Source organism: Chromatiales bacterium 21-64-14 (genome assembly GCA_002255365.1).
In the GTDB taxonomy this organism is placed as follows: domain Bacteria; phylum Pseudomonadota; class Gammaproteobacteria; order 21-64-14; family 21-64-14; genus 21-64-14.
Window position 1 is genome coordinate 83,351 of the sequence record NCBI01000004.1, and the last position, 24,618, is coordinate 107,968.

Here is a 24,618-nt window from a genome sequence, read left to right on the forward strand (position 1 = left end):
ATGCGGGAGTGTCCCACCCGGCGCCCCGTGGCGCCCCTGGCTTGGTCCCGCGCCGCTTGGTTCCGGCGCACGCTGTTGACCACGCTGGTATTGGTGCAGATGGTAATCGGTAGTTATTTTATGCTGACGGTCCTGCCGTATCACGGCGACGGCCCAGTGGAAAAGGCCCTTGCGGTCCTGTTCGGGATCTTGTTCGGCTGGATCTCCGCGGGATTCTGGACCGCGGTGTTCGGGTTCGTGGTGCGGCGCATGGGTGGTGACCGATACTCGCTGCTACGGCGGCACACGGCACCCGAATTGGACGCGGCCCCCCTCGCACGCTGCGCCATCGTCATGCCGATCTACCATGAGCCCGTGGAGCGCAGCCTGGGTGGGTTGCGCGCAGTGTACCAGTCACTGGCCCGGACCGGGAAACTCGAGTCCTTCGAGTTCTTTATCCTGTCGGATAGCCGCGATCCGGATGTCTGGCTGGCGGAGCAGGCGGCCTGGTACCGGCTGTGCCGGGAGTTGAATGCCTTTGGGCGTATCCACTATCGCCGCCGCCGTGTCAACACCCGGCACAAGACCGGCAACATCGACGACTTCCTGCGTCGTTGGGGACGGCACTACGAGTATATGGTGGTGCTGGACGCCGACAGCCTGGTGCGCGGCGACACGCTGGTGCGGATGGTGCAACTCATGGAGCTGGAGCCGCAGGTGGGAATCCTGCAGACCGGTCCGGAGATCGTGAACGCCCGCTCGGTGTTCGCACGCGTCCAGCAGTTTTCCAACGCCCTCTACGGCCCCTTGTTCACCGTGGGGTTGGCGGCCATACAACTGGGTGAGGCCGCCTACTGGGGACACAATGCCATCGTCCGCGTGCAACCTTTCATGCGCTACTGCGGACTGCGCCGGCTGCCGGCCGCGGGCCTGTTCGGGGGCCCGATCCTGAGTCACGACTTTGTCGAGGCGGCGTATATGCGTCGCGCCGGCTACGAGGTCTGGTTGGAGCCCGGACTCGAAGGCAGCTATGAGGAATCACCTCCGAGCCTGGGAGACGATCTGGTGCGCGACCGGCGCTGGGCCAAGGGAAACCTGCAACATCTGTGGCTGCTAGTGTGTGGGCGCGACATCCGTTTTGCGCACCGCATGACCTTCGTGAACGGTATCCTCTCCTATCTGGCCTCGCCGTTGTGGCTGGCCTTTCTGGTGCTTGCGGCGGTGGAGACTACGCGCCTCACGTTATGGCCCATCAATTACTTTCCCTCCGCCCATGCACTGTTTCCCCTGTGGCCGCAGTGGCACCCGGAATGGGCCATCCGGCTTGCGGGCAGTACCGCGTTCCTGCTGTTCTTCCCCAAGGTGTTGGCGGTTGCCGATGCCATCCTGGCCGGCCGGTATCGCGGCTTCGGGGGACTCGGCCGGTTGCACCTCGGGGTGTTGCTCGAGATGTTGATCTCCACGCTATTGGCGCCGATCCGCATGCTGGCGCATACGCGCTTTGTTCTGGAGGCCCTGTCCAACGTATCCACGCGTTGGGCGGGGCAGAACCGCAGCGCGGAGACGCGCTGGGCCGCGGCGCTGATCAGTCATGCCCCCGGCACAGTGGTGGCGGCGGCTTGGGCAACGTTTGCGTACTGGCTGAAGCCCCTGTATTTTTTCTGGTCGCTGCCGGTGGCCTTGCCATTGGTGTTGGCGGCGCCCACCTCGGTGTTGCTCAGCCGCGGTGCCCTGGGGGACTGGCTACGGCGTAGGCACCTGCTGACCGTAGCGCAGGAAACTGTCGCGCCGGATCCGCTGGCGGAGCTCGATGGGCCCCCGCTGTTGCCGATCCGGGCGCCCGGGCTGCGCCCCTTCGAGGAAGCAGTGATCGACCCGGATCTGAACGCCATCCATGCCGCTTTGGCCCGTGGCCGCCGCGGCTCCGACCCCGACCCCGACCCCGACTTGGCCCGGCTGCGGGCCTGTTGCCTGAACGCGGGTCCACGGGTACTGACCCGGCAGGAGCGCGACCGGCTTGCTCAGGACGGGCCATCGCTCACGTGGTTGCATCAGGCGGTTTGGTGTGCCGCGCCGCAGTCCTATTGGGGGCGGTTGCTGGATCGGTGCACTACACGGGTGGGATGATCCCGCCGCCGGTGGCTGTGGGTTCGGTGCCTTTGGATGTCAGCCGCCGGGCCCTTCCATGGCACGGATACGCGCGGTTTGGTCGTCCAGGCGCATCAGGGCCGAACGCAGTTCCGCCACTCGGACGCGTTCCTTTTCCACCACTGCGGCGGGGGCCCGTTGGAGGAAGTCCGCGTTCTCCAGTTTCCGCTCGCCGCGTTCCAGATCCTTGCGCAAACGGCTGGTCTCCTTGTCCAGACGCGTCAACTCCGCGTCCCGGTCGATCAGTCCCGCCATGGGGATCAGTACCCTGAGCTCCCCCACTAACGCCACAGCCGCTTCCGGAGCCGCCTCTCCGGGTGCGAGCCAACGTACCGAGGCGAGCCGCGCGAGGGGCTCCAGGTAGGGCCAGTGGTCCTGCATCCGGCGTCGGTCCGTGGCGTCGCCGTCCTGGAGCAGCGCCGGCAACGGCTTCCCCGGAGCGATGTTCATCTCGCCGCGGATGCGCCGCACCCCCAGCACGAGCGCCATTATCCAAGCCGTTTCCTGGGATGCGTCCGCATCCGTCTGATCCGGATCGGCCTGCGGATAGGGTTGGCGCGATATCGTCTCACCGCTGCGGCCTGCGAGTGGGGCGACCCGCTGCCAGATCTCCTCCGTGATGAAGGGCATGATGGGGTGGGCGAGGCGCAGCACCGCCTCCAGCACCTGTACCAGGGTGCGCCGCGTACCCCGTTGCGCGGCGGCGTCTCCCATGCTGTCCTGCAACGCCGGTTTGGAGAATTCCAGATACCAGTCGCAGTATTCGTTCCAGACGAACTCATAGATCGCCTGGGCCATGTGGTCCAGGCGGTAGGCATCGAGTGCCAGGGTTACCTGCCGCGCGGTATCCTGCAGACGGCTCAGAATCCAGCGGTCCGCGATGCTCAGCGTCACCGCACCGCCGTGTTGTCCACAGTCCTGGCCCTCGGTGTTCATCAGCACGTAGCGCGCCGCGTTCCAGAGCTTGTTGCAGAAATTCCGGTAGCCTTCCACGCGCCCCAGATCGAAGTTGATGTCGCGGCCGGTGGTGGCCAGGGCGGCGAAGGTGTAGCGCAGGGCGTCGGTGCCGAAGGCGGGGATCCCGTCCGGAAACTCGCGGCGGGTGGCCTGTTCGATCTTGCGGGCCATCTGGGGTTGCATGAGCCCGGAGGTGCGTTTGGTCACCAGGGACCCCAGGTCGATCCCGTCGATCAGGTCGATGGGATCCAGCACGTTGCCCTTGGACTTGGACATCTTTTGGCCGTGGGCATCGCGCACCAGACCGTGGATGTAGACCTCGCGGAACGGCACGTCGCCCATGAATTTCAGGCCCATCATGATCATGCGCGCCACCCAGAAGAAGATGATGTCGAAGCCGGTGACCAATACGCTGGTCGGGTAGAAGGCGGCGAGTTCCGGGGTGCGATCGGGCCAGCCGAGCGTTGAGAACGGCCACAGGGCCGAGGAGAACCAGGTATCCAGCACGTCCTCGTCGCGGGTCAGCGGCGCGTCGGGCTCGAGCCCGTGCTGCGCGCGGACCTGCGTCTCGTCGTGGCCCACGTAGACCCGGCCCTCGGCGTCGTACCACGCCGGGATGCGATGTCCCCACCAGATCTGGCGGCTGATGCACCAATCCTGGATGTTGCGCATCCACTCGAAATAGGTCTTGGCCCAGTTCTCGGGAACGAAGCGGATGCGCCCGTCCTCCACGGCACGGATCGCCTCCGCGGCCAGCGGCGCGACCTGCACGAACCACTGGTCGGTGAGCAGCGGTTCCAGCACCGCGCCGGAACGATCGCCACGCGGGACCATGAGCTTATGGTCCTCGACTTTTTCCAGCAGCCCCGCCGCGTCGAGGTCCGCGACGATACATTTGCGTGCGTCGTAGCGGTCCAAGCCGCGATAGGCTGCCGGTATGAGATCGACCACCGGTGGGCTCGCAGCCTCCGAGTCCGCCAGTGATTCGCGGTCGGCGTGCGGCGCCCGGCGACCGAACGAAAAATCATCCAGCGGGCTGTCCTTGATTCGGGCATCGGGCTTGAAAATGTTGATCAGGCCGCGCGACGGCTGACCGGCGAGCTCGGCCTCGTGGCGTTGCCAAACCGCATAGTCGTTGAAATCGTGGGCCGGCGTGATCTTGACGCAACCGGTTCCAAATGCCGGATCCACATACGTGTCGGCGATCACCGGAATCTCTCGTTCCGCAAGCGGTAGCCGGACCGATCGGCCGATCCAATGCTGGTAGCGCGGATCCTCCGGGTGTACCGCCACCGCGCTGTCCCCGAGCAGGGTCTCGGGGCGGGTGGTGGCCACCACCAGATGGCCGGATCCGTCGGCCAGCGGATAGCGCATATGCCAGAGGTGTCCGGATTCCTCTTCCGAGGCCACTTCCAGGTCTGAGACCGCGGTGTGCAATACCGGATCCCAGTTCACCAGCCGTTGGCCGCGGTAGATCAGCCCCTCGCGATATAAACGGATAAAGACCTCTTCCACGGCCCGGGCGGGCCCTTCGTCCATGGTGAATCGTTCCCGGGACCAGTCCAGGGAGGCGCCCATGCGCCGCAACTGGCGGCTGATCGTGCCGCCGGAGGTCTCCTTCCACTCCCAGACCCGCTGCACGAAGGCGTCGCGTCCGAGATCGTGGCGACTGTGTCCCTGCGCCAGGAGCTGGCGCTCGACCACCATCTGGGTGGCGATGCCCGCATGGTCGGTGCCGCCCTGCCACAAGGTGTTCGCGCCGCGCATCCGGTGATAGCGGATCAGGGCGTCCATGATCGTGTCCTGAAAGGCGTGTCCCATGTGCAGGCTGCCGGTGACGTTGGGTGGGGGCAGCACGATGCAGTAGGGCGCACCCGACCCGGAGGGCGCAAAATAGCCGCGGTCCTCCCAGGTGCGGTACCAGTATTCTTCGATCGCGTGGGGGTTGTAGGTCTTTTCCATACCGTCTCGATGATGCGTCGGGTGTGCAGGCCCATGGTCCGGCGCGTCCCGGGATTTCCCGGAGCTGTTTCCGGTTTCGTTCAACCGAGGTCGTGGGAGGCGAGCGGATACCCCCGTTCCCGATAGAACCGGAAGCGTTCCCGCGCCCGTTCCCTATCCGCGTCGTCCGGCGCTACGACCTCCAGTACCCGGGTGAATCGCGCGAAGAACCGCGGCAGCACACCGCTCAGGTTGATAAGGACGTCCGGTTCCACTTCCGGCTCATCGAGGTGCCCGATGAGCACCGGCGGCGCCGGGGTTTGTTCCGCGGGGTACCGTGCGTGAGGCACGAAACTCCCCGCCTGGAAGGTCCACAGGAGGTCATCCAGTTCACCGGAGTCCCCCTCGCAGGCGGTGTGGAGATAGACGCGGTGGCCGCTTTGGTAAGCCTTGTCCGCGAGCCGGCACGCCACCACATTGCGGGTCCCCGCAGCGGCGTTCTTGAGGATGTAGAAGTCCACCTGGGTCATCGCGGCCCCGGCGGGGTTGGGGGCCGGGCGACGTGTCGCGACAGCCGGTTCATCGTTTCCGGCCAGCGCTCGTCTTGCGGGGCGGCGCCGCGGGCTCCGCGCAGCGATCCAGCAGGTACTGGACCAGCAGCGGAACCGGCCGCCCCGTGGCACCCTTCTGTTCGCCGGTCTTCCATGCGGTGCCGGCGATGTCCAGATGGGCCCAGTGATACTTGCGGGTGTAGCGGGACAAAAAACACGCGGCAGTGATGGTGCCGGCATCCCGCCCGCCGATGTTGGCCATGTCGGCGAAATTGCTCTTCAGCTGATCCTGGTAATCATCCCACAGCGGCAGCTCCCACGCCCGGTCACCGCTGTATTTTCCGGCGTTCAACAGATCATGCGCGAGAGGGGCGTGGGTGCTGAGCAGGCCGGAGGCGTGTTTGCCGAGGGCCACCACACACGCGCCGGTGAGGGTGGCCATATCGATGACCACCGCGGGCTCGAAGCGTTCGCAGTACGTGAGTGCGTCGCACAGTACCAGGCGTCCCTCGGCATCGGTGTTGAGGATTTCGATGGTTTGGCCCGACAGGCTGGTGACGATATCCCCGGGTTTGCTCGCGTTTCCGTCCGGGAGGTTCTCGCTGGCGGCGACCACGCCCACCACGCGGATGGGAAGCTGAAGCTCGGCGCAGGCCGTCAGCGTTCCCAGCACACTGGCCGCGCCACACATGTCGAACTTCATCTCATCCATGGCGCTCGCCGGTTTGATCGAGATGCCGCCGGAGTCGAAGGTGATGCCCTTGCCTACCAGCGCTACCGGCTTGGAGTCGCCGGCCTTGGCGCCACCGTCGTAGTGGATGATGATCAGCTTGGGCGGTTGGCGGCTGCCACGCGCCACGGAGAGCAGGGCGCCCATGCCGAGTTTCTCCATGTCGGCCTGCTCCAAGACCTCCACCTTCACTGTCTTGTAAGTCTTGGCGAGCGTGCGGGCCTCGTTCGCGAGATAGTCCGGTGTGCAGATGTTGGGCGGGAGGTTGCCCAGGTCCCGGGCGAGGTGCACACCAGAGGCAATGGACATGCCCTCGCGCACCGCCTGTTCCCCGAGGGGTAAATCCCTCCGGCTGGGGACGTTGAGCACCAGTTTGCGCAGGGGGCGGCGTTCCGTGTCGCGCCGGGTCTTGAGCCGGTCGAAACGGTAGAGCACGGCTGCGCCGGTTTCCACTGCCTGACGCACCTTCCAGTAGGTGTCGCGTTCGCGACCGCGGACGTTGAGTTCGGTGAGATAGCAGACCGCCTCCATGGCGCCCGTCTCGTTAAGAGTGGCCACGGCCCGGGTGACCACCTTGCGGTATTGGCGGTCGTCAAGCTCCCGCTCGCGCCCGCATCCCACCAGCAGTACCCGGTCGCACAGGGTGTTGGGGAGGGTGTGCAGGAGTAGGGTCTGCCCGGCCTTGCCGTCCAGGTCGCCGCGCCGCAGCAGCGTCGAGATATAGCCATTGGCGGCCTGGTCGAGCTGCTCCGCAGCTGGCGACAGGCGGCGGCGCTCGAATACCCCCACCACCACGCAGGCGCTGCGTTGTTTCTCGGGGTTGCCGCTCTTGACCGTGAAATCCATCGTGGGCTCCTTTTCTGCTCCACCCGGGGCCGGGAAACCGCACACCGCAAACCACGGGTGTCCCGCGGCAGAATTTAAATTTTGGACAGTTTACTGGAAAAAGAACGAATTTACACGGGAAGACACAGTTTACGGGGCTAATACCGGCTCGCGGAGTGGGCTCTGGCTTATGAAATCTGGACCAGAACGGTGCCGGAAATCCGGTCGTGCCAGGCACGCTGTTTCGGGTCCACCAGGACCCACAGGAAGCCGGCGCCGAGGGCCAAGGCGGAGAATAGGGCACCCAGAAACCGCAGCGCGGCCCGCCCCCAGGTCACGGACCCTCCATCGGTCCGGCGTACCTGGATGCGCCACGCACGCATGCCCAGGGTCTGCCCACCGTGGGTCCAGAACCAACCGAAGAACCCGTAGATCACCAATAGCAGATAGAGTTGGAAAGCAATGTGGGACGCGCCGTGTCCCGGATCGATGGCGTCGCCGGCCCGCCATCGGACCAGGGCCGTCGATACGATCAGCACGGCTACCAGCAGCAGGCTGTCGTAGAGCATGGCGCCGAACCGGCGCAACAGGCCGGGAGCGGGCAGGGCGGGGTGGTCGGCGGCGGTCTCGTTCACGAACCGTTATGTTGGCATGGACCGGGAGCCCTTGGCAAAGGGGCCGCGATGCGGGGGTCGGCTTGTGTTCCGGATGGACACGGGTTGTCGCGGCCGCGGCATGGGTGCGCGCCATGTCCGGTGCCAGCTGCTGCGTGATCGCAGCGTGGCGGGAGTGGTTCAGCCTGCCCCGTGGGCCGGTTCCCATTGCGGTGTCCGCGCTCCACGGCGCGGTTGGGATGGACCCGATCGGGCAACGGGCGATCAGCCCACCTGATTCAGGATCCGCCGCCGGAAGGTCACCCCCAGGCGGTCGGCGATGCGCGCGCAGGCCTCGATGTCCACACCGGCCAGTCCGTCGATCGCCGTGACCGTCACCTGCGGGACTTGGTCGCGGGCCCGCGCCACGAAATCCAGCATCGCCCGGTATGCGCGCGCGCGCTTCGGCCGGCAATACTGGTTGTAGGTATCCTCGTCCTGGGCGTTCAGGGAGATCGACAGGGCATCCACCAAGCCTCCCAGCTCCGGGGTTACATTCCGGCCGTGCACCAGGTTCGCGAGCCCGTCCGTGTTGACCCGTACCCGTGCTCCTTGCTCGTGCAGCACGCGCGCGGTCTCGATCAGGGTGTTCAACCGCAAGGTGGGTTCGCCCAGCCCACAGAATACCACTTCTTGAAATTCCCCTGGATCACCAAGCGCCTCCAGGAGGTCGTGCGGTAAGGGTTCACGGACGATGCGTAGCGGGTAGTCCTGTACCGACCAGGAGCCGTTGAACTTCGGACAGAACCGGCAGCGCAGGGTGCAGCGGTTGGTGACATTCAGGTAGGCGTTGCCGTGCAGGCCGTAGGCGTAGACCAAACCCGTATCCTTGGACGGTTGAAAAGGATGGCTCATGGGACTTTCCCCTGGGGCGCGGCGCTGCCCCCGCCGTGGGATCCCCCTGCGCGGGCGATCCAAAACGCCATTGGTGTGGTGGCGGCAATGATTTCGAGTCTACCCCCGGCAGGCCTTCGAGTTTCTTGACGGGGATCAAGCGCGATCGCAGTCTCCGGCGCTGGGCTCCGTTGTGGTCGACAATAGCGCGCGCGGAAAGCACCGATTTCGGGTACGGGTTATTCCGCGACAGTGAGGATTGGTTCCATCGTCTTGGCGCGCAGTTATGCGCGCTCGTGGCCCATACCTTGAGCGGTGTGGAGCCTTACGCTACGACCGCGCGGGATGCGGCAATATGGCGCATTTGCGCCCGTGGGTCGGCGCCGATAGACTAGCCCCCCGATGCGTTTGCGATCGATCTTTGTGCGCCCTCCCCGTGCCGCGTGCGCGTTCGCATGGTGGGTGGCCATGTTTGTTCCGGCCGTCGGGTCCGCGCATGCGATCGCGGGCATGCGGGTGTTCCCGGCGACGTTGAGTTTTGACGACCCGGGCGTGGCCAATGAGGCCGCCGTGGGCTTCGGACGGGTGCGTGCCCCAGGCGCTGTGCAGAAGGACCTTTCGGTCGACTACTCCAAGACCTTAACGCGCCGGTTCGGCCTTTCGGTGGGCGGTGACTACCAATGGCAGACCCCCGACGCCGGACCAGCGGTGCGCGGTTGGGACAACCTCGCGCTCGCTGCGCAGTATCAACTCTTCGTCAACGGTCCGCACGAGGCGATCGGCTTGGTTGGCCTTGGCGCGAGTGTGGGCGGGACCGGCAGCGCGTCGATTGCTGAGGGCTACTCGACGATCTCCCCGGAATTTGCGTTCGGCAAGGGCATGGGCGATCTTCCATGGGGGCTGCGTTACTTGCGCCCCCTGGCCGTGACCGGCGCGGTTTCTGTGGACTTCCCGATCGCTGGTGCGGGCGCGAGCGCGCAGCCGAACGTATTGAACTGGGCGTTCTCCCTCCAATACAGCCTGCCGTATCTTCAGGATTTCGTAAAGTACGTGGGGCTGAAAGCCCCGTTCGCAAATATGGTTCCGGTCGTGGAGTTTCCGATGCAGACCGTCTCGGGCCGGACCACGGGGTACATGAACCCGGGTGTGATCTGGCTCGGACATTACTACCAGATTGGCTTGGAGGCGCAGATTCCGGTCAGCGCGGACTCGGGTTCCGGCGTGGGCTTTGTGTTTGGTGTGAATCTCTATCTTGACGACCTGCTGCCGCACAGTCTGGGGCGCGCGCTGTGGAACTGAAAATCCCTTACCGATGGCGTTGGTCGGTGCTCGGCTGCGTGCTGATTACGGGTAGCGCCTGGGCGCATGCGTTCCCGGTGCGATCGAGTCCGCAGGTCGGGGCCAGCCTGACGCACGCACCCGCGGCGGTCACGATCTGGTTCGATGCGGAACTCGAGCCGCTGTTCTCGCGGCTGACGGTCACCGACGCGCACGAGCGGCAGGTGAGTACAGGCCCCGCGCGGGTACCCGCCGGACACCCGCGCGAGCTGACCGCGCAGCTCGCGCCGCTGGCCTCTGGCACCTACATCGTTTCCTGGAGCGTGGTGGCCACCGACGGCCACCATACCGAGGGACGCTTCCGCTTCGTGGTCCGATAACCGCGCGATGGAATCCATCTTCGTTGCTGCCACGTGGTTCGACGTGATCGCGCTGTGTATGGCGGTTGGCGCGGCTTTGTGTGTGCTGTGGGTCGTGCCGCGCGCGGATCATGAGGTGTTCGCGCGCGGCCTGCGGCGTGGGTTCGCGTCGGCGCTGGCATTGCTTACGGTAAGCAGTGTGGTTTTGGCGGTGACGCGCACCCTGGAGATGAGCGGGGCAGGGTGGAGCGGCGTGGGACATTTCCTGCCGCTGGTCGTCGCGCACACGCATTTCGGGCTGCTGTGGCAGGTGCGGATAATCGCCATCGGTGCGGCGTGGTTGGCTGGTATCTCATACGTGTATAACGGGCGCGCTGCGGTAGCGGGCGCGCTTGGGTTGCTCGCCGCTTCCATGGTCATTGCCTATACCCGCGCCGCGTCCGGGCACGCGGGGGACGCGGGCCCATTCGCCCCGGCGGTATGGGTGGACACGGCGCATCTGCTTGCCGCAGGTGCATGGGTGGGGCCGCTGTTCATTTTCTCGACCGTGGTATTTCCGACGCTGCGGCGCGTTTGCGTGGCGCCGGCGCAGCTCGCGGTGGGCCTCTTCGAACGCCTCTCGACGCTGGCGGGTGCCGCGTTGGCAATGGTCGTGGCAAGCGGATTCTACAGCGCATGGCGTGGACTTGGCGGTGTCGCGGCGCTGTGGAGGACGTCGTACGGGCAAATATTGCTGGTGAAGATATCGCTCGTAGCGGCCATGGTGGCAATCGGTGCCCATAACCGCTACGTCAAGCGCCCGACGTTACGCCGTACCGCTGGCGGCCCAGCCGGAGTCGTTTGGACGGCACATGCGGCGCGCGCGGTTCTCTTGGAGGCGGTGCTGGCACTGGGTGTGCTGCTTGCTGCGGCGTCGCTGCACCACACCATGCCGCCTTCGGATCATCCGGCCGGCATGCAAATGCTGGGCCGGGTCCCAGCGCCCACGAAGCTTGATGTACCGGCCGTGGACGCCGTTCGGCGGTGGGCGACGTGAAGAAGCGTCGTCTCAGGCCGGGAGGCGGTTTAGCCAATGGGACTTTGACACGGGCGGTGATCGCGGGTGCGGAACGGGCGTCAGAAGGTCTCCTGGGTCGCCGCCGGGCCGCCGCGGGGCCAGAGTACCGGCCAGAGGCGCACGGTGAACAGCAGCAGGGCGCTCCAGGCGCAGGCCGCACCGGCCACGGTCAGCGGTGAGAGCCGGAGCCAGAATCCCAGGACCAGGCCCAGGACGCCCAGGTGGGCGAGGGTGATCTGAGCCCAGGCCGTGGTCCCCACCCAGATGGCATTGCCGGTGAAACGCGGTAGCATGTGTTCGCCCAGTCCGTAGACCATGAACACCAGGAAACCCAGCGTGAACAAATGCAAGGGGGCTACCCGCGCCGGCCCGCTGGCGAACAGGCCGCCGTTCATCACCAGAGAACCGCCGGCCAGGAACAGGTAGATCACCGAGGAGAGCACCGCGATCCGGCTGCTGCGCGCCATGCCCAGCCCCACATGATGTTTGTGGCTCGCGGCCTTGGGGGGTGCGGTGCCCACCAGTTCCAGGGCCTGGGTCTTGGTCTGGACCCCGACCGCCTTGAGGACGCCGTCGATCAGCGTCGAGGGTACGCTCTTCAGGCGCAGGTGGCTGACCAGTTCGCGGGCCTCGGGCTGGCCCATGTCCAGCACCTCGAACTCGATGTCGCGCTCCTCGGACACTTCGCGCCACACCTTCTCCGCGAGATGGCAGGAGGTGCACCATTCCGAGACCAGCAGTTGTACCTTCATTCCCGGGCCTCCGGCGCCATGGTTCGTTCGCCGCTCAATCGGCGCAACGCATGCATTGCACCTCGTAGCGTTCGATCCACGCCCGCAGGGCCTCCTGAGCCTGGTCTCCGTGGGTCAGCCGTTCCATGGCGGTGGCCGGATCGTCGGGTTGGACCACCACCAGCCAGGCATCCGTGTAGGGCGCCACATTCACGAAGCCCGGGTTTTTTTCCACCTCCGGGTTGATGCGCACCACGGTGCCGTCGAAGGGCGTGGGGATGCCGCCCGCCCACTTGCCCGATTCGAGGCGGGCCACCGACTTGCCCGCCTTGCGGCGCGTGCCCACTTTCTTGAAGAAGATGTACTGCACGCGGCCGGCCATGGTCTGTGCCGGGTCGGTGATGCCCAGGGTATAGACCCCGTCGGGTTCCGGGCGCACCCACACATAGTCCAGATCGTAGTAGAGATCTTCCGGCAACTCGCAACCCCGGTACTCGGCCATGGTCAGCCTCCTGGTCCGTAATGGCGCACGGTGGCGAGGATGTTCACGGTAAACAGCCCGATCGCCAGCCACGACAACGCCCCACCCGCCACCAGCAGGGCAGTGCGCATCACCAGCCACCCGGCCGCCATGAGCCACAAGCCGAGGTTGGCCAGATAGAGTTGCCAGTCGGCGAGTCGTTCGGAGAACAACGGACGGCCGGCGAAGCGCGGCAGCACGTGCAGTCCCACGCCATAGATCATCATGGCGATGAACCCCAGCAGCATCAGGTGCCCGTGCAGCAGCGCCACGTTGCCGGGAATCAGGCCCGGATCCACCAGCCAGGCGATGCCGATGAGTCCGCCGATCAGCCCGTAGATCAGCGACAGGGTGATGAAGAAACGGTTGCGCTTATGCATTGGACCCAGTCTAATCGAGGCCGTCGCCAGGGCACATGACCCGGATCAAGGCGGATGGTCCGCGCGCCCGGTTGCCGTATGATAGGCGCAGTCATGGTCGAGAACCAGAGTCAGGATCTGGAGTTGCGCCGCGTCTATCTGTTCGCGGGCCTCGATGACGTCCAGCTCGACCAGGTGAAACGCGGATTGCGCGTGCTGCGTCTCGCCGAGTCGGAACGGCTGTTCGACCACGGTCAGGCCGCGGAGCGGTTCTTCCTGGTGCGCAGCGGCCAGATCAAGCTCTACCGCCTGTCCACCGGCGGTGCGGAGAAGGTGATCGAGATCATCCAGCCGGGGCAGACGTTCGCCGAGGCCGTGGTGTTCATGGAGCGTCAGGTCTACCCGGTCAGCGCCCAGGCCCTGTCCCCCACAGAGCTCTGGTCGTTTGAAAACCGTGCCTTCCTGGCGCTGCTGCGGCAGTCGTCGGACACCTGCTTCCGGCTGATGGCCGATATGAGCATGCGTTTGCATGCGCACATCAACGAGATCAACGGCCTTACCCTGCAGAATGCCACCCTGCGTCTGGTGGGTTTCCTGGTGCGCCAGATGGCCGAGCACGGGTCCGCGGACGGGCGCCTGGAACTACCCGCGGCCAAGAACGTGATCGCCTCCCGTCTCTCGGTGCAGCCCGAGACCCTGTCCCGCATCCTCCACAACCTGAGCGCGGACGGCGTCATCACCGTGCAGGGCAGGATGATTCAGATCCACGACCTCGAACGGCTCCAGGGCTATCTGGACTGAAACCCATCTCATGATGCATCCTGGCCGCCCATGCCGGGTGGCGAATCCGGCTGCGGGGCCCTTTGCCGGGTGTCGACGGCGCGCCCCGCAGGGACCGCACCGTGCGTGAACGCCCGATCGGCGATTTCGAGACCGGTTCCAGCGTCATCGACGCATGGCGAAACGCGTGGGAGATCGGACCGATGCCGTTTCCGCTGCCAGGCTCTGGCAGACCGGATCACGATCAGGGCAGGGTGGAGAAGGGCAGCGGATTGCGGCTCACCGCCACCGCCACGATATAGAAGAACACCCCCTGGGCCGCGATCCAGGCGCCGATACGCGTGCCGCGTCGGCGCCCGAGACGCAACGCGACCAGCCCCAGGCCGATGTAGACGATCAACCCGGCAAGTTTCGCGGTCAGCCATCCGTCGACCAGCGGGTATTGGTGGATGAGCACCGCAAGCGTGACGCCGCTCGCGAGCAGCAGCGTGTCGATCACGTGCGGGACGATCCGCACCCAGCGTCGTTGCAACTGCGCGGATCGCCGGATCATCCACACGCCGCGCGTGAAGAACAGGGCATAACTCAGGATCACGGTGCTCACGTGTATGGTCTTGATCAGCTGCAGCATCGCGGGCGCTTCCGGTCGGGCCTCAGAACGTCCAGCCGTGGCTGCCGGCGACCGCACCCGCCACGGCGATCAGGCTCACGAGCAGCAACACCCAGTGCATGCGCTGGATGAAAGCGAATGTCCCGCCCGGATCGCGTGCCGCGCGCGCGCGGAACAACCGGTGCAACACCAGCGGCTCGAGCACGAACAGCATCAGTGTGAAGATCGCCCAGACCAGGATCATGGCACCGACCCACCAGTGTGACCATTGGTGGATCCACGCCCAGCCGTGCAGGTAGTTCAACATATACAGGCCGCTTGCGCCGGTGATCAGCGTAGTCCATCGCGCCTGGCGTGCGAAACGCGCCTCGACCCGCTCGAAGAACGCAACCCGCTCCTCCGGGTCCTTGAACCGGCGCACCGCCGGTAGCAACACGGTTGTAACCATGGCCACGCCGCCGATCCAGAACACCACGCCCAGTACGTGGATCACGCGCGCCAGGATGAACGATCCCATCTCCCGCCTCCTCGTTCGGTTGCCCGCGACCGCGGATCAGCCGGGTTTGCCGTCGATCCGCCGGCGCAGGTACATCGGCGCGTAGCGCGCGACCCACGGGCCGAGGCAGGCCAGCCAGGCGGCCGCGGCGAACACGTTGAGGGATACGCCGCCGATCTGCGATACCGCTGGGATCTCCGCGGCGATACGCAGCAGCGCGGTGATGCCCACCCCCCAGAAGCACGCCCAGGTGAACGAATCGGCCGCCAGGGCGCGGCCGGAGTGGCCGAGGGTCACCCGGGACACCATGGCGACGATCATGGACGTCAGGAAGCCGATGCCGAGCGCGTGCAGCGGCGCGAGGCCGAGGATCGATCTCCCGCTCAGAAACAGGGTCAGGCTCTGGATCGTGTATAGGGCGAAGGCCACGGAGGCCCAGGCGAAGGCCACGTGCAGGAGCGCGAGCAGCCGCACCTGGAAACTGCGGATCAGCCCCCAGCGCCAAGTGTGGTAGGCGGCGACGCGCAGCAATGGCAGATCCACGAACCACAGCCACCGGGCCTGGCCGGCCATGGCCAGGACGCCGTGCAGGACGCAGCATCCCAGCATGAGCAGCAGGGCGCCGCGCGGTTGGTATACGGTATAGGGTTTCAGCACGGAATTGCTGAAAAAGGGGATCATGCGGTGCGCCACGCTCAGCAGCACCGGAACCAGGAACCACCACAAGCCCGCGTAGCGCGCGAAGGTCAGGTAGGCACCGTTCCCGCTGATGACCCACAGCAGGTAGGCCAGCATGCCCAGGGCGCCGGCGGCCAGCGCGGTATTGATCAGCGTCTCGTAGAACTTATCGGGCGCGCGGGTCGCCTGATAGACCCGCAGCAGGGCGTAGATTCCCGTGAGCCAGCCCGCCAGATAGACCCCGACGCCCGCGGCGAGCAGCGCGCGCGACGCGAACAAACCCACGTACACCATCAGCATGCCGCTGGCCAGCAGCGCGAAGCTGCGGACGTAGCGGCGCCGCGGGATGGTCGCGCCGTCCATCCAGCGCGGATACGTGGTCATCAGAAACCCGAGAAAGAAGAACGGGAACAGCCCGTACACCATCAGGAACAAATGGGCGTAGGTGGCGGGGATGACGGTGGGCGGGGCGTGCCACAGCGCGGTGTAGCGGCCCACCAGTTCGGCGCCCCAGAACAACAGCGCCACCACCATCTGGGTGGCGCCCGCGAACATCATCATGCGGTGCGGTGCCGCGGAGAATGCCCATCGGGAGGTGGAATTCGGCATGGCTTAATCCGGGGTGGGGATCGCGGTTCTCCGGCCGTCGTGGGGCATCACATCATAGGATACGACGCGGCGGCGTTGATGTGAGTCAAGGGGTTTGCCCCACGGCCGGGTACGCCTTGGGCGGGTGGGGGTGGTGTTCGATCGCCAGCATGACGAATCGCGCCACGGCGCCGAGGCGGACCCTCGGTGTGGTCCGAAAGGCTGGCGCTCCCACGGGGACTCGAACCCCGGTTTTTGCCGTGAGAGGGCAACGTCCTGGACCGCTAGACGATGGGAGCAGGGGCGACCAGGGGGCGTCTACCTGCCCCGCCCCCGGGAAGTGGTGGTATTATACGCAGCCATATGGATGGCTCAAGCGATTTTGCGATAACGCCCGGAAAGGCGGGAGGAAATGACGTTCGCCCCGTGATTATCCCGCGTGCCGGACACGTGATTTCGCGGGCCAATATCAGTCCCAACGCCGTCAAGGTCCTGTATCGGCTGAGCCAGGCCGGCTACCAGGCGTACTTGGTGGGCGGCGGCGTGCGGGATTTGCTGCTGGGTCGCGAACCCAAAGACTTCGACGTGGCCACGGATGCCCGTCCCGATCAGGTCCGGGAGCTGTTCCGGAACTGCCGTCTCATCGGTCGTCGCTTCCGCCTCGCCCATGTGCATTTCGGTCGCGAAATCATCGAGGTTGCTACCTTCCGGGGCGGTTCCCCTGAGGCCGCCCCACAGTTGCCCGACGACGACGGGCCGCGGGCGGTGGAGGAGGACGGCCGTCTCCTGCGTGACAACGTCTACGGCACCCTGGAGGAGGACGTCTGGCGCCGCGATTTCACGGTCAACGCCCTTTATTACAATATCGACGGCTTCTCGGTGGCGGACTACGCGGGTGGGATGGAAGACCTGCGGGCCGGGGTATTGCGCCTGATCGGTGACCCGGAGCAGCGCTATCGTGAGGATCCGGTGCGCATGCTGCGCGCGGTGCGCTTCGCTGCCAAGCTGGGATTCCGGATCGACCCGGGAACGGCGGACCCGATTCCCGGTCTTGCGGCCCTGCTCGATGATATTCCGCCGGCGCGCCTGTTTGAGGAGGTGCTGAAGCTGTTCCTGGCGGGCTATGCCCTGCAGACCTTCGAGTTGTTGCGCCACTACGGCCTGTTTGCCCACCTGTTCCCGGAGACCGATGCGTGCCTGGCTCGGGAGGAGAGCGGCTTCCCGTTGACCTTCGTGTCCCGCGCCTTGGCCAACACTGACGCCCGGATCGCGGCGGGCAAACCGGTGACCCCTGTGTTCCTGTGCGCGGCGCTGTTATGGGAGCCGGTGCGCCGGCAGGCCGTGGCGTTGCGTACCGAAGACGGCTCCGAGGGCGAGGCCCTGCAACGGGCGGGGGACGCGGTGGTGGCGCGGCAGTTGTCCCAGGTCTCCCTGCCCCGGCGTATCACGCTGCCCATGCGCGAGATCTGGCAGCTCCAATCCCGTCTCGCGCAGCGCCGCGGCAAACGCAGCCAGCGGCTGTTGCAGCATCCCCGGTTCCGCGCGGCCTACGACTTCCTGTTGCTCCGGGCTGAGGAGGAGGAAGGCATCCGGGAGTCGGCGGAGTGGTGGACCCAGATTCAGGAACTTCCCGCCTCGGAACCGGCGCCGGCGGCAGAGCCGGGCCGTCGGCGCCGGCGCCGGTCCCGCCGTCGCGGAGGCCGGACCGGCGGGGATCCCGCGGGCGCGGGCCCCGGCGGCGAATAGCCGGTCGTGGAACGGGTAGCCGCAATGCCGACTGACGCGCCGGTGCAGGCCTACATCGGCCTGGGGAGCAACCTGGAAGACCCGGTGCGCCAGGTGTGCCGTGCCTTCGCGGAATTGGACGCCATCGCGCGGACCCGCTGTGTGACCCGTTCCAGCCTGTATCGCAGTGCCCCCATGGGGCCGGCCGGTCAGCCCGACTATATCAACGCGGTGGCCGCCGTTGAGACCGGTCTTTCCCCCGATGCGCTCCTCGACGCCCTGCAGGCGATCGAGCAGACCCACGGGCGGGTGCGCGGCGCTGAACATTGGGGTCCCCGTACCCTGGACCTCGACCTGCTGTTGTTCGGCGCGCAGTCCCGCCGGGATGTGCGCCTGACCCTGCCTCACCCGGGCCTGCACCAGCGTGCCTTCGTCCTGTATCCTCTTCAGGAGATCGCCCCGGATCTGGTGATCCCCGGGTATGGGCTGCTGAGGGAGCTGGCCCGGCAGAGCGTCTACTCGACCTTGGAACGCGTGATGGAACCGCAATGACGCAACCCATTCCCCGTTTCGTGGTGGTCGAGGGACCGATCGGCGTGGGTAAAACCACCCTGGCGCGGCGCCTGGCGGAGAGCCTCGGCTGTGAACTGTTGCTGGAGGACCCGGCGGACAATCCGTTCCTGGAACGTTTCTATCAGGACCCGCGCCGGGCGGCCTTGCCCACCCAGCTCCATTTTCTCCTGCAGCGCACGCGCCAGATCCAGGCCCTGCGCCAGGGTGACATGTTCCAGCCGGTGCAGGTGGCGGACTTCATGATGCAGAAGGATCGCCTGTTCGCGGAGTTGACCCTGGATGCCCAGGAGCTGCGGCTCTACGAACAGCTCTACACCCATTTGACCCTGGATGTCCCTACGCCGGACCTGGTGATCTATCTCCAGGCGCCGGTGGCGGTGCTGCGCGAGCGCATCGCGCGCCGCGGCGTCGCCTATGAGGCGGGCATCGAGCGCGGTTACCTGGACCGGCTTGTGGAGGCGTACACCCGGTTCTTCTACTACTATGACCAAACGCCCCTGTTGATCGTGAATGCCGCCGAGATCGACTTCGCGCATAACGACGAGGACTACCGGACGCTCCTGGAACGGGTGCGCACCCTCGGCAGCGGCCGGCATTATTTCAACCCGGTACCCGTCACACCGTAATGGGACGCGGCCCACGGACTCAGCGCCGCTGAGCGGGGCGCCACGCTTGCGCCACGGCCCGGGCGAGATCGCAACATCATGAGCGAAATCGATACAGCAAAGCACGCGCCGGGCCCCGTGACCCTGCGAACCCTCGCGGAGATGAAACGCGCCGGGGAGAAGATCGCCTGCCTCACTGCCTACGATGCCAGCTTCGCCGCGGCGCTGGAGTCCGCCGGGGTCGAGGTGTTGCTGGTGGGGGATTCCCTGGGGATGGTGGTGCAGGGTTACGACTCCACCCTGCCGGTCACCCTGGACGCGATGGTCCACCACGCCGCGGCGGTGGCCCGGGGCAGTTCCCGGGCCCTGCGGGTAGTGGATTTTCCGTTCATGAGCTACGGCACCCCGGCGCGGGCCCTGGATAGCGCGGCGCGGCTCATGAAGGAGGGCGGCGCGCAGGTGGTGAAGCTGGAAGGGGGGCGCGCGCAGGTGGAGGTGGTCCGCCACCTCACCGAACGCGGGGTGCCGGTGTGTGCCCACCTGGGCCTGTTGCCCCAGTCGGTGCATAAACTGGGGGGATACCGGGTCCAGGCGCGGGATCCCGCCGCTGCCCAACGCCTGCGGGAAGACGCGCGCGCCTTGGAAGAGGCGGGGGCCGGGATGCTGGTGCTGGAGTGCATCCCCGCCGCCCTGGCGGCGGAGGTCAGCCATGCCCTGCAGATTCCGGTGATCGGGATCGGCGCTGGGGTGGACTGCGACGGGCAGGTCCTGGTGCTCTACGACCTGCTGGGCCTCACCCCCGGCAAGCGGCCCCGGTTCGCCCAAGATTTTCTCGCTGAGGCGCCCGGGATCGAGGGTGCGGTGGCCGCCTACGTCGAGGCGGTGAAGAGCCGCCGGTTCCCGGATCCCGCGCATACCTTCCAATGAACACCCGGCGCTAAACACCCGCCCATGGAGATCGTCACGGGGGTATCCGAGCTGCGGCACCTGCGGGACGGGTGGCGCCAAGCGGGGGCGCCGGTGGCCCTGGTTCCTACCATGGGCAACCTCCACGCGGGACATTTGGCCCTGGTGGCGGAGGCTTGCCGGCGCGCCTCCCGGGTGGTGGTGAGCATTTTCGTGAACCCGGCGCAGTTCGGTCCGGAGGAGGATTTTCAAGCTTATCCCCGCACATTTGACGAAGATACCCGTCAATTAACGCAATATCCCGTGGATGTCCTGTTCCACCCCGCACCCACTGAAGTCTATCCCGATGGCTGGGAGCATCATGCTCAGGTGTCGGTTCCAGGGCTGTCGGAAATCCTCTGCGGGGCATTCCGCCCCGGTCATTTCACCGGCGTGGCCACGGTAGTGACCAAGTTATTCAACTTGGTACAACCGGACGTAGCGGTATTCGGGGAGAAGGATTACCAGCAGTGGGTGGTGGTGCGCCGCCTGACCCAGGACCTGTGCCTTCCGGTGGAGGTGGTGGGGGTAGCGACGGTCCGGGAACCCGACGGCCTCGCCCGCAGCTCCCGGAACCGCTATCTCGACCCGGCGCAACGGCAGCGGGCCCCGGTCCTGTACCAGATCCTCCGGCGCCAGGCCGAGGTCCTGAGGCGGGGTAGCCGGGATTTCCGGGCCGTGGAACAGGCGGGCCTGGAGGCGTTGAGGACCGCGGGGCTGCGTCCCGAATATCTCAGCGTGCGCCGGGCCGGGGATCTGGCGGTACCGCAAGCCGCAGATTCCGAATTGGTAATTTTGGCGGCCGCATGGCTGGGCCGGACTCGCCTGATCGACAATCTCCGCTTGCGCCTTGCATTGAACCCGGCTGGCTGATCCCGGATAATAGGACGCTAGCCCGCTACCGGTGCGGTGGAAAGGCCCCAGACTCCGGAGTCCCGGAGCTTCGCCCCAACCAGAATCCCGCCCAGGAGCCCCGACCATGAATCTCACCATGCTCAAGGCCAAGCTGCACCACGCGCGGGTGACCCACGCGGAATTGGAGTATGAGGGGTCCTGTGCCGTCGATGGGCGGTTGCTGGAGGTGGCCGGGATCCGCGAGTACGAACAGATCCATATCTACAATATGGACAACGGCGAGCGGTTCACTACCTACGCCATTCGGGCTGAGGACGGCTCGGGGATCATCTCCGTGAACGGCGCCGCCGCCCATAAGGCGCGTCCCGGACACCGGGTAATCATCTGCGCCTATGTGTCCCTGTCCCAGCAGGAGGCTACCGTCCACCGCCCGGTGCTGGTGTACCTGGACCACGAAAATCGCATCACGCGGGTGGGCAACACCGTTCCCGTCCAGGTGGCCTAGCCAGGGTTTCGCGCCGGCGTCCCCCGCACCACGCCGCGGTCAGGCGGCCGCAGAATCCCGCGCCGCTTGGCGGAAGCAGTCCGCCCGCCACAGGCACTGCAACTGGTCGCAGACTCCGTCGTGGGCGGTGGCGAAGCAGTCGAAATTTCCTTCCGCGCGCTGGATTGCCCGTACCAGGGTGATCCGGTCCGCGCCGGGCGCGGAAAGTCCCCACACCTGGGCTATGGCCCGCAACTCCTGCATCTTCATCGTCGTTCCCTCACGTTGTACCGGCTCCGTGCCGCGATCCGGGAAAGGCTGAGGTGGGCCACGCCGGGCACCCGTCTGATCCGCCGAGAGCGGTCGAGCGTTACGGTAGCGCCGTGGGTGGCGGCTTGTCCAGGCCGCAGCGGTGGTATGCCACGCGCCGAGGTCAGCCGGTATTGCGCATACCCGCGGCAATGGCGTTGATGGTGCGCAGCAGGGGGTCGCGCCACATGTCCCGTTCGGCATCCGTGAGGGATTCGTCGCGATACCGCTCCAGTACCGTGAGCTGAATGTGGTTGAGGGGGTCGAGGTAGGGATTGCGGCGCGTGAGGGACACGGCCAGCGGTGGGTTCTCCTCCAGTAGCCCATTGAGCTGGGTCACCTCCAGCACCTCCAGCACGGTGCGCTGAAATTCGGCGCGGATCTTCTGATAAATTTCCCCGGCACGCGCCGGATCGGCGCTCAAGCGTGTGTACTCGCCGGCGATGGTCATCTCCGCCTTGAAAAGGGACATCTGGGTGTTGCTCAGCAAGGCGCGGAAGAACGGCCATTCCTGGTACATGGCGCGCAGGGTCGCCAAGCGCTGCGGGTCGTCGCCGCGCCAGCGCGCGAGCGCGCTGCCGATCCCATACCAAGCCGGCAGCGTATGCCGCGACTGGGCCCAGCCGAACACCCAGGGGATGGCGCGGATGGACTCCTTGGAGCGCACGGCATGGGCCCGATGGCTGGGACGGGAGCCGATGTTGAGCAGCCCGATCTCGCTGACTGGCGTCGCTTCGTAGAAGTAGTCCATGAATCCCGGGGTCGCGTCGGTAAGCCCTCGGTATGCCTCTTCCCCGAGGCGTGCCAGCTCCGTCATATGGGTGCTGTGGGCTTCGTTGTCCGCGCGCGGGGTCTGGATCAGGCAGTAGCTGGCCTTCATGAGGCCGCTGCACCCCATGGTGAGTTCGTAGACCGCGGTCTCCACGTTGCTGTATTTGTAGGACAACACCTCGCCCTGTTCGGTGAACTTGATCCCCCCGTGCACGGTACCCGGAGGCTGGGCGAGGATCGATTCATGGGTTGGGCCGCCGCCGCGGCCGATGGTGCCCCCGCGGCCGTGGAACAGCCGGCAGCGCACGCCGCGGCTCTCGGTGAGCGCGAGAATCTTCTTTTGCGCCTCGTACAGGCTCCACCCGGAAGCCAGGATGCCGCCGTCCTTGCACGAATCCGAGTAGCCCAGCATCACCTCCTGCAGGTTGCCGGAGGCGTGCAGCAGGGCGGCGTAAGTGGGGTGATCCAGGAGGGTCGAGAGCACCTCCTCGATGTGGGTCAGGTCCTCGATGGTCTCGAACAGGGGCGTGACCCGCAGGTGGCAGTACCAACCCTGTTCGTTCAGGCCGACGAGCCCCGCGATCCGTGCCAGCAGCATGACCTCCAGCACGTGGCTGGCGTGGTGGGTCATGGAGACGATGTAGGTGCCGAACGCATCGGCGCTGAGGGCCGCGCGCACGCGCGCTACCACGTCGCACACCTCCAGCGCGGTGCGTGTCTCCGGGCGCAACGCGCCGCGGTCCACGGTCAGCGTTCCGGGCCGCCCGATCAGATCCTCGAGCACCGCGAGCCGACCGTCCTCGTCCTGGCCCTCGTAGTCGGGGCCGCCCGGGAATTGGCGGCAGATATCCGCCACGGCGCGGGTGTGGCGCGAGGACTCCTCCCGCAGGTCGAGCTGGGTGAGAGAGAAGCCGAAGGTCTCCACCAGCCGGATCAGGTCCTTCAGCTCCTGTTCGGCGATATTGCGGTCGCCGTGGCTGATCAGCGAGTCGCGAAGGAGATAGAGGTCCTCCAGCAGTTCACGCTCCGATCGGTAGCCGACCTCGGGCTGCTCCAGCGGCCGTTCCGCCAAGTGGCGACGTACCGCTCGTAGATTGATCTCCAGCCGGTAGCGCATGAAAAACAGCTTGCGTCGATAGGGTTCGTGGCTGAAGCGGGTGGGGTTGTCCTTCAGGGCCTCCGTGTAGGTGGTCGCGTCCTGCTCCAGGCTGGCGAGCAGCGCCGCACTGGGCGTGCACATGCGGATCGAGTGGGTGAGCAGCAGGCTGAGGGCGCTCACCCGGCGCAGATACTCAGTGAGTGCCTCCCGGGCCTGCAGGTAGACCGCGAGTTCTGTGGTCTCCGGGACGACGTTCGGGTTGCCGTCGCGGTCCCCGCCGATCCAGGATCCGAAACGCAGAAAGCTCGGGACGCGGATCTTCTGGGCGGCCTCGTCACCGTAGACCCGGCGGATACCTTTCTCCAGGTAGCGGTAGGTGATGGGTACTGCCGAGAACAGGGACTCCTTGAAATAATAGAGCCCATTGCGGATCTCATCGCGCACCTGGGGCCGTTGTACCCGGACCTCGTCGGTCTTCCAGAGCACCTGAATCTGGCTCTCCAGGTGCTGGATGATCTCCTGGCGATCCTCCTTGCCGATATCGGCGGTGTAGAGCTGCTCGCTGGTGACGAAGATGCGCCGCAGCGCTTCCAGGATGGTGCGCCGCTTCGCCTCGGTGGGGTGCGCGGTGAACACGGGGATATAGGCGAGCCGGTCCAGCAGGTGCTGGAGCTGGGCCGGTTCGATTCCCTGCGCATGGAACCAGCGCATGGCCTCGTCGAAGGAACCGGTCCACAGCGGGCCGCCGGCGCGCATCTGACGGCGGCGTTGGCGGTGCTGGAAGGCCTCCTCGGCGATGTTTACTAAGCTGAAATAGGTGCTGAATGCGCGCACCACGTGGGTGGTGATTTCCGGGCTCAGGCGTTGGACCAGACGCATCAGGCGCGTGTGCCGGCGCGGGTTGGCCTCCTGGCGCAGGCTGATGAAGCCCTTGCGCAGGGCCTCCACGGCGGCGAGGACATTGCCGCCCGCGTGGGTATGCAGGACATTGCCCAGCAGGTTGCCGAACAACTTTACCTGCGAGCGCAACTCTTTGTCCCGTGACGGACGATCCATGAGTACCGTATTTAGGTTGGGGTGGTCGGGAGTTGCATCCGGAGCCGGTCTTGGGTGCCGGATGGGCGGGCCCCATTATACCCGCTCCCGGCCGCGGTGCGAGTTTCACGCCCGGCCGGGAT

At 66.2% G+C, this 24,618-nt stretch carries 24 protein-coding genes and 1 tRNA gene; 11 read left to right on the forward strand and 14 right to left on the reverse strand.

The window, feature by feature from the left end; translation table 11 throughout:
* The gene (locus B7Z66_03900; protein OYV77545.1) at positions 1–2,106 is read left to right on the forward strand and encodes a glucan biosynthesis glucosyltransferase H; all 2,106 of its coding nucleotides are present in this window, start codon (positions 1–3) and stop codon (positions 2,104–2,106) included.
* Between the two features lie 39 nt (positions 2,107–2,145).
* Here B7Z66_03900 and B7Z66_03905 read toward each other — a convergent pair whose 3' ends face one another.
* The 5 genes from B7Z66_03905 to B7Z66_03925 all read right to left on the reverse strand — a co-directional run bounded on the left by B7Z66_03905 (position 2,146) and on the right by B7Z66_03925 (position 8,639).
* Positions 2,146–5,046, reverse strand: coding sequence for a valine--tRNA ligase (locus tag B7Z66_03905; GenBank protein ID OYV77546.1), 2,901 nt, complete (start codon positions 5,044–5,046; stop codon positions 2,146–2,148).
* 80 nt (positions 5,047–5,126) lie between these two features.
* Entirely contained in the window at positions 5,127–5,555 is a 429-nt protein-coding gene (locus tag B7Z66_03910) for a hypothetical protein (protein OYV77547.1), read from the reverse strand.
* Positions 5,556–5,604: 49 nt separating this feature from the next.
* Positions 5,605–7,152, reverse strand: a complete 1,548-nt coding sequence (locus B7Z66_03915; protein ID OYV77548.1) for a leucyl aminopeptidase — start codon at positions 7,150–7,152, stop codon at positions 5,605–5,607.
* Between the two features lie 167 nt (positions 7,153–7,319).
* Positions 7,320–7,700, reverse strand: a complete 381-nt coding sequence (locus B7Z66_03920) for a hypothetical protein (protein OYV77644.1) — start codon at positions 7,698–7,700, stop codon at positions 7,320–7,322.
* Between the two features lie 309 nt (positions 7,701–8,009).
* On the reverse strand, positions 8,010–8,639 hold the full coding sequence (locus B7Z66_03925; GenBank protein OYV77549.1) for a radical SAM protein: 630 nt from the start codon (positions 8,637–8,639) through the stop codon (positions 8,010–8,012).
* Positions 8,640–9,086: 447 nt separating this feature from the next.
* On the opposite strand from B7Z66_03925, the gene B7Z66_03930 reads away from it, so the two are divergent.
* The 3 genes from B7Z66_03930 to B7Z66_03940 are packed head-to-tail and all read left to right on the forward strand — an operon-like array spanning position 9,087 to position 11,291.
* The gene (locus tag B7Z66_03930; GenBank protein OYV77550.1) at positions 9,087–9,917 is read left to right on the forward strand and encodes a hypothetical protein; all 831 of its coding nucleotides are present in this window, start codon (positions 9,087–9,089) and stop codon (positions 9,915–9,917) included.
* The gene (locus B7Z66_03935) at positions 9,908–10,276 is read left to right on the forward strand and encodes a hypothetical protein (protein ID OYV77551.1); all 369 of its coding nucleotides are present in this window, start codon (positions 9,908–9,910) and stop codon (positions 10,274–10,276) included. Before B7Z66_03930 ends, B7Z66_03935 begins: the two co-directional genes overlap by 10 nt.
* A gap of 7 nt (positions 10,277–10,283) precedes the next feature.
* The gene (locus B7Z66_03940) at positions 10,284–11,291 is read left to right on the forward strand and encodes a hypothetical protein (protein ID OYV77552.1); all 1,008 of its coding nucleotides are present in this window, start codon (positions 10,284–10,286) and stop codon (positions 11,289–11,291) included.
* An 80-nt stretch (positions 11,292–11,371) separates the two neighbouring features.
* Here the strand turns inward: B7Z66_03940 and B7Z66_03945 are convergent, their stop codons facing one another.
* From B7Z66_03945 to B7Z66_03955, 3 genes are read right to left on the reverse strand one after another with little or no spacing between them, the layout of a single operon-like run.
* The gene (locus B7Z66_03945) at positions 11,372–12,064 is read right to left on the reverse strand and encodes a hypothetical protein (protein OYV77553.1); all 693 of its coding nucleotides are present in this window, start codon (positions 12,062–12,064) and stop codon (positions 11,372–11,374) included.
* Positions 12,065–12,098: 34 nt separating this feature from the next.
* Complete coding sequence (locus B7Z66_03950; GenBank protein OYV77554.1) at positions 12,099–12,545, reverse strand: glycine cleavage system protein H; 447 nt, start codon at positions 12,543–12,545, stop codon at positions 12,099–12,101.
* Between the two features lie 2 nt (positions 12,546–12,547).
* Positions 12,548–12,943: a hypothetical protein gene (locus tag B7Z66_03955; GenBank protein OYV77555.1), complete on the reverse strand. Its 396-nt coding sequence runs from the start codon at positions 12,941–12,943 to the stop codon at positions 12,548–12,550.
* Between the two features lie 93 nt (positions 12,944–13,036).
* On the opposite strand from B7Z66_03955, the gene B7Z66_03960 reads away from it, so the two are divergent.
* Positions 13,037–13,723 (forward strand): hypothetical protein, encoded by a 687-nt coding sequence (locus tag B7Z66_03960; protein ID OYV77645.1) that lies wholly within the window; start codon positions 13,037–13,039, stop codon positions 13,721–13,723.
* 223 nt (positions 13,724–13,946) lie between these two features.
* Here B7Z66_03960 and B7Z66_03965 read toward each other — a convergent pair whose 3' ends face one another.
* From B7Z66_03965 to B7Z66_03980, 4 genes are all read right to left on the reverse strand, one after another.
* Positions 13,947–14,333, reverse strand: a complete 387-nt coding sequence (locus B7Z66_03965; GenBank protein ID OYV77556.1) for a regulator SirB — start codon at positions 14,331–14,333, stop codon at positions 13,947–13,949.
* A gap of 22 nt (positions 14,334–14,355) precedes the next feature.
* Positions 14,356–14,829, reverse strand: coding sequence for a hypothetical protein (locus B7Z66_03970; protein ID OYV77557.1), 474 nt, complete (start codon positions 14,827–14,829; stop codon positions 14,356–14,358).
* A gap of 36 nt (positions 14,830–14,865) precedes the next feature.
* A complete protein-coding gene (locus tag B7Z66_03975; GenBank protein OYV77558.1) occupies positions 14,866–16,095 on the reverse strand; it encodes an NnrS family protein in 1,230 nt (409 codons plus the stop codon).
* Positions 16,096–16,297: 202 nt separating this feature from the next.
* A tRNA-Glu gene (locus B7Z66_03980) sits at positions 16,298–16,373 on the reverse strand.
* Between the two features lie 64 nt (positions 16,374–16,437).
* On the opposite strand from B7Z66_03980, the gene B7Z66_03985 reads away from it, so the two are divergent.
* From B7Z66_03985 to B7Z66_04010, 6 genes are all read left to right on the forward strand, one after another.
* A complete protein-coding gene (locus B7Z66_03985) occupies positions 16,438–17,820 on the forward strand; it encodes a poly(A) polymerase (GenBank protein ID OYV77559.1) in 1,383 nt (460 codons plus the stop codon).
* Between the two features lie 24 nt (positions 17,821–17,844).
* Positions 17,845–18,351, forward strand: coding sequence for a 2-amino-4-hydroxy-6-hydroxymethyldihydropteridine diphosphokinase (locus tag B7Z66_03990; GenBank protein ID OYV77560.1), 507 nt, complete (start codon positions 17,845–17,847; stop codon positions 18,349–18,351).
* Entirely contained in the window at positions 18,348–18,998 is a 651-nt protein-coding gene (locus B7Z66_03995) for a deoxynucleoside kinase (GenBank protein OYV77561.1), read from the forward strand. The genes B7Z66_03990 and B7Z66_03995 overlap by 4 nt, the downstream gene beginning before the upstream one ends.
* A 78-nt stretch (positions 18,999–19,076) precedes the next feature.
* Entirely contained in the window at positions 19,077–19,904 is an 828-nt protein-coding gene (locus B7Z66_04000; GenBank protein OYV77562.1) for a 3-methyl-2-oxobutanoate hydroxymethyltransferase, read from the forward strand.
* Between the two features lie 24 nt (positions 19,905–19,928).
* Positions 19,929–20,795 carry a pantoate--beta-alanine ligase gene (locus B7Z66_04005; GenBank protein ID OYV77563.1) on the forward strand — a complete coding sequence of 289 codons (867 nt, stop codon included), beginning with the start codon at positions 19,929–19,931 and terminating at the stop codon, positions 20,793–20,795.
* Between the two features lie 106 nt (positions 20,796–20,901).
* Positions 20,902–21,282, forward strand: a complete 381-nt coding sequence (locus B7Z66_04010) for an aspartate 1-decarboxylase (protein OYV77564.1) — start codon at positions 20,902–20,904, stop codon at positions 21,280–21,282.
* A gap of 39 nt (positions 21,283–21,321) precedes the next feature.
* Here the strand turns inward: B7Z66_04010 and B7Z66_04015 are convergent, their stop codons facing one another.
* Together B7Z66_04015 and B7Z66_04020 are read right to left on the reverse strand one after the other, a co-directional pair.
* A complete protein-coding gene (locus B7Z66_04015) occupies positions 21,322–21,531 on the reverse strand; it encodes a hypothetical protein (protein OYV77565.1) in 210 nt (69 codons plus the stop codon).
* Positions 21,532–21,694: 163 nt separating this feature from the next.
* Entirely contained in the window at positions 21,695–24,496 is a 2,802-nt protein-coding gene (locus B7Z66_04020; GenBank protein OYV77566.1) for a phosphoenolpyruvate carboxylase, read from the reverse strand.
* Between the last annotated feature and the right edge of the window lie 122 nt (positions 24,497–24,618).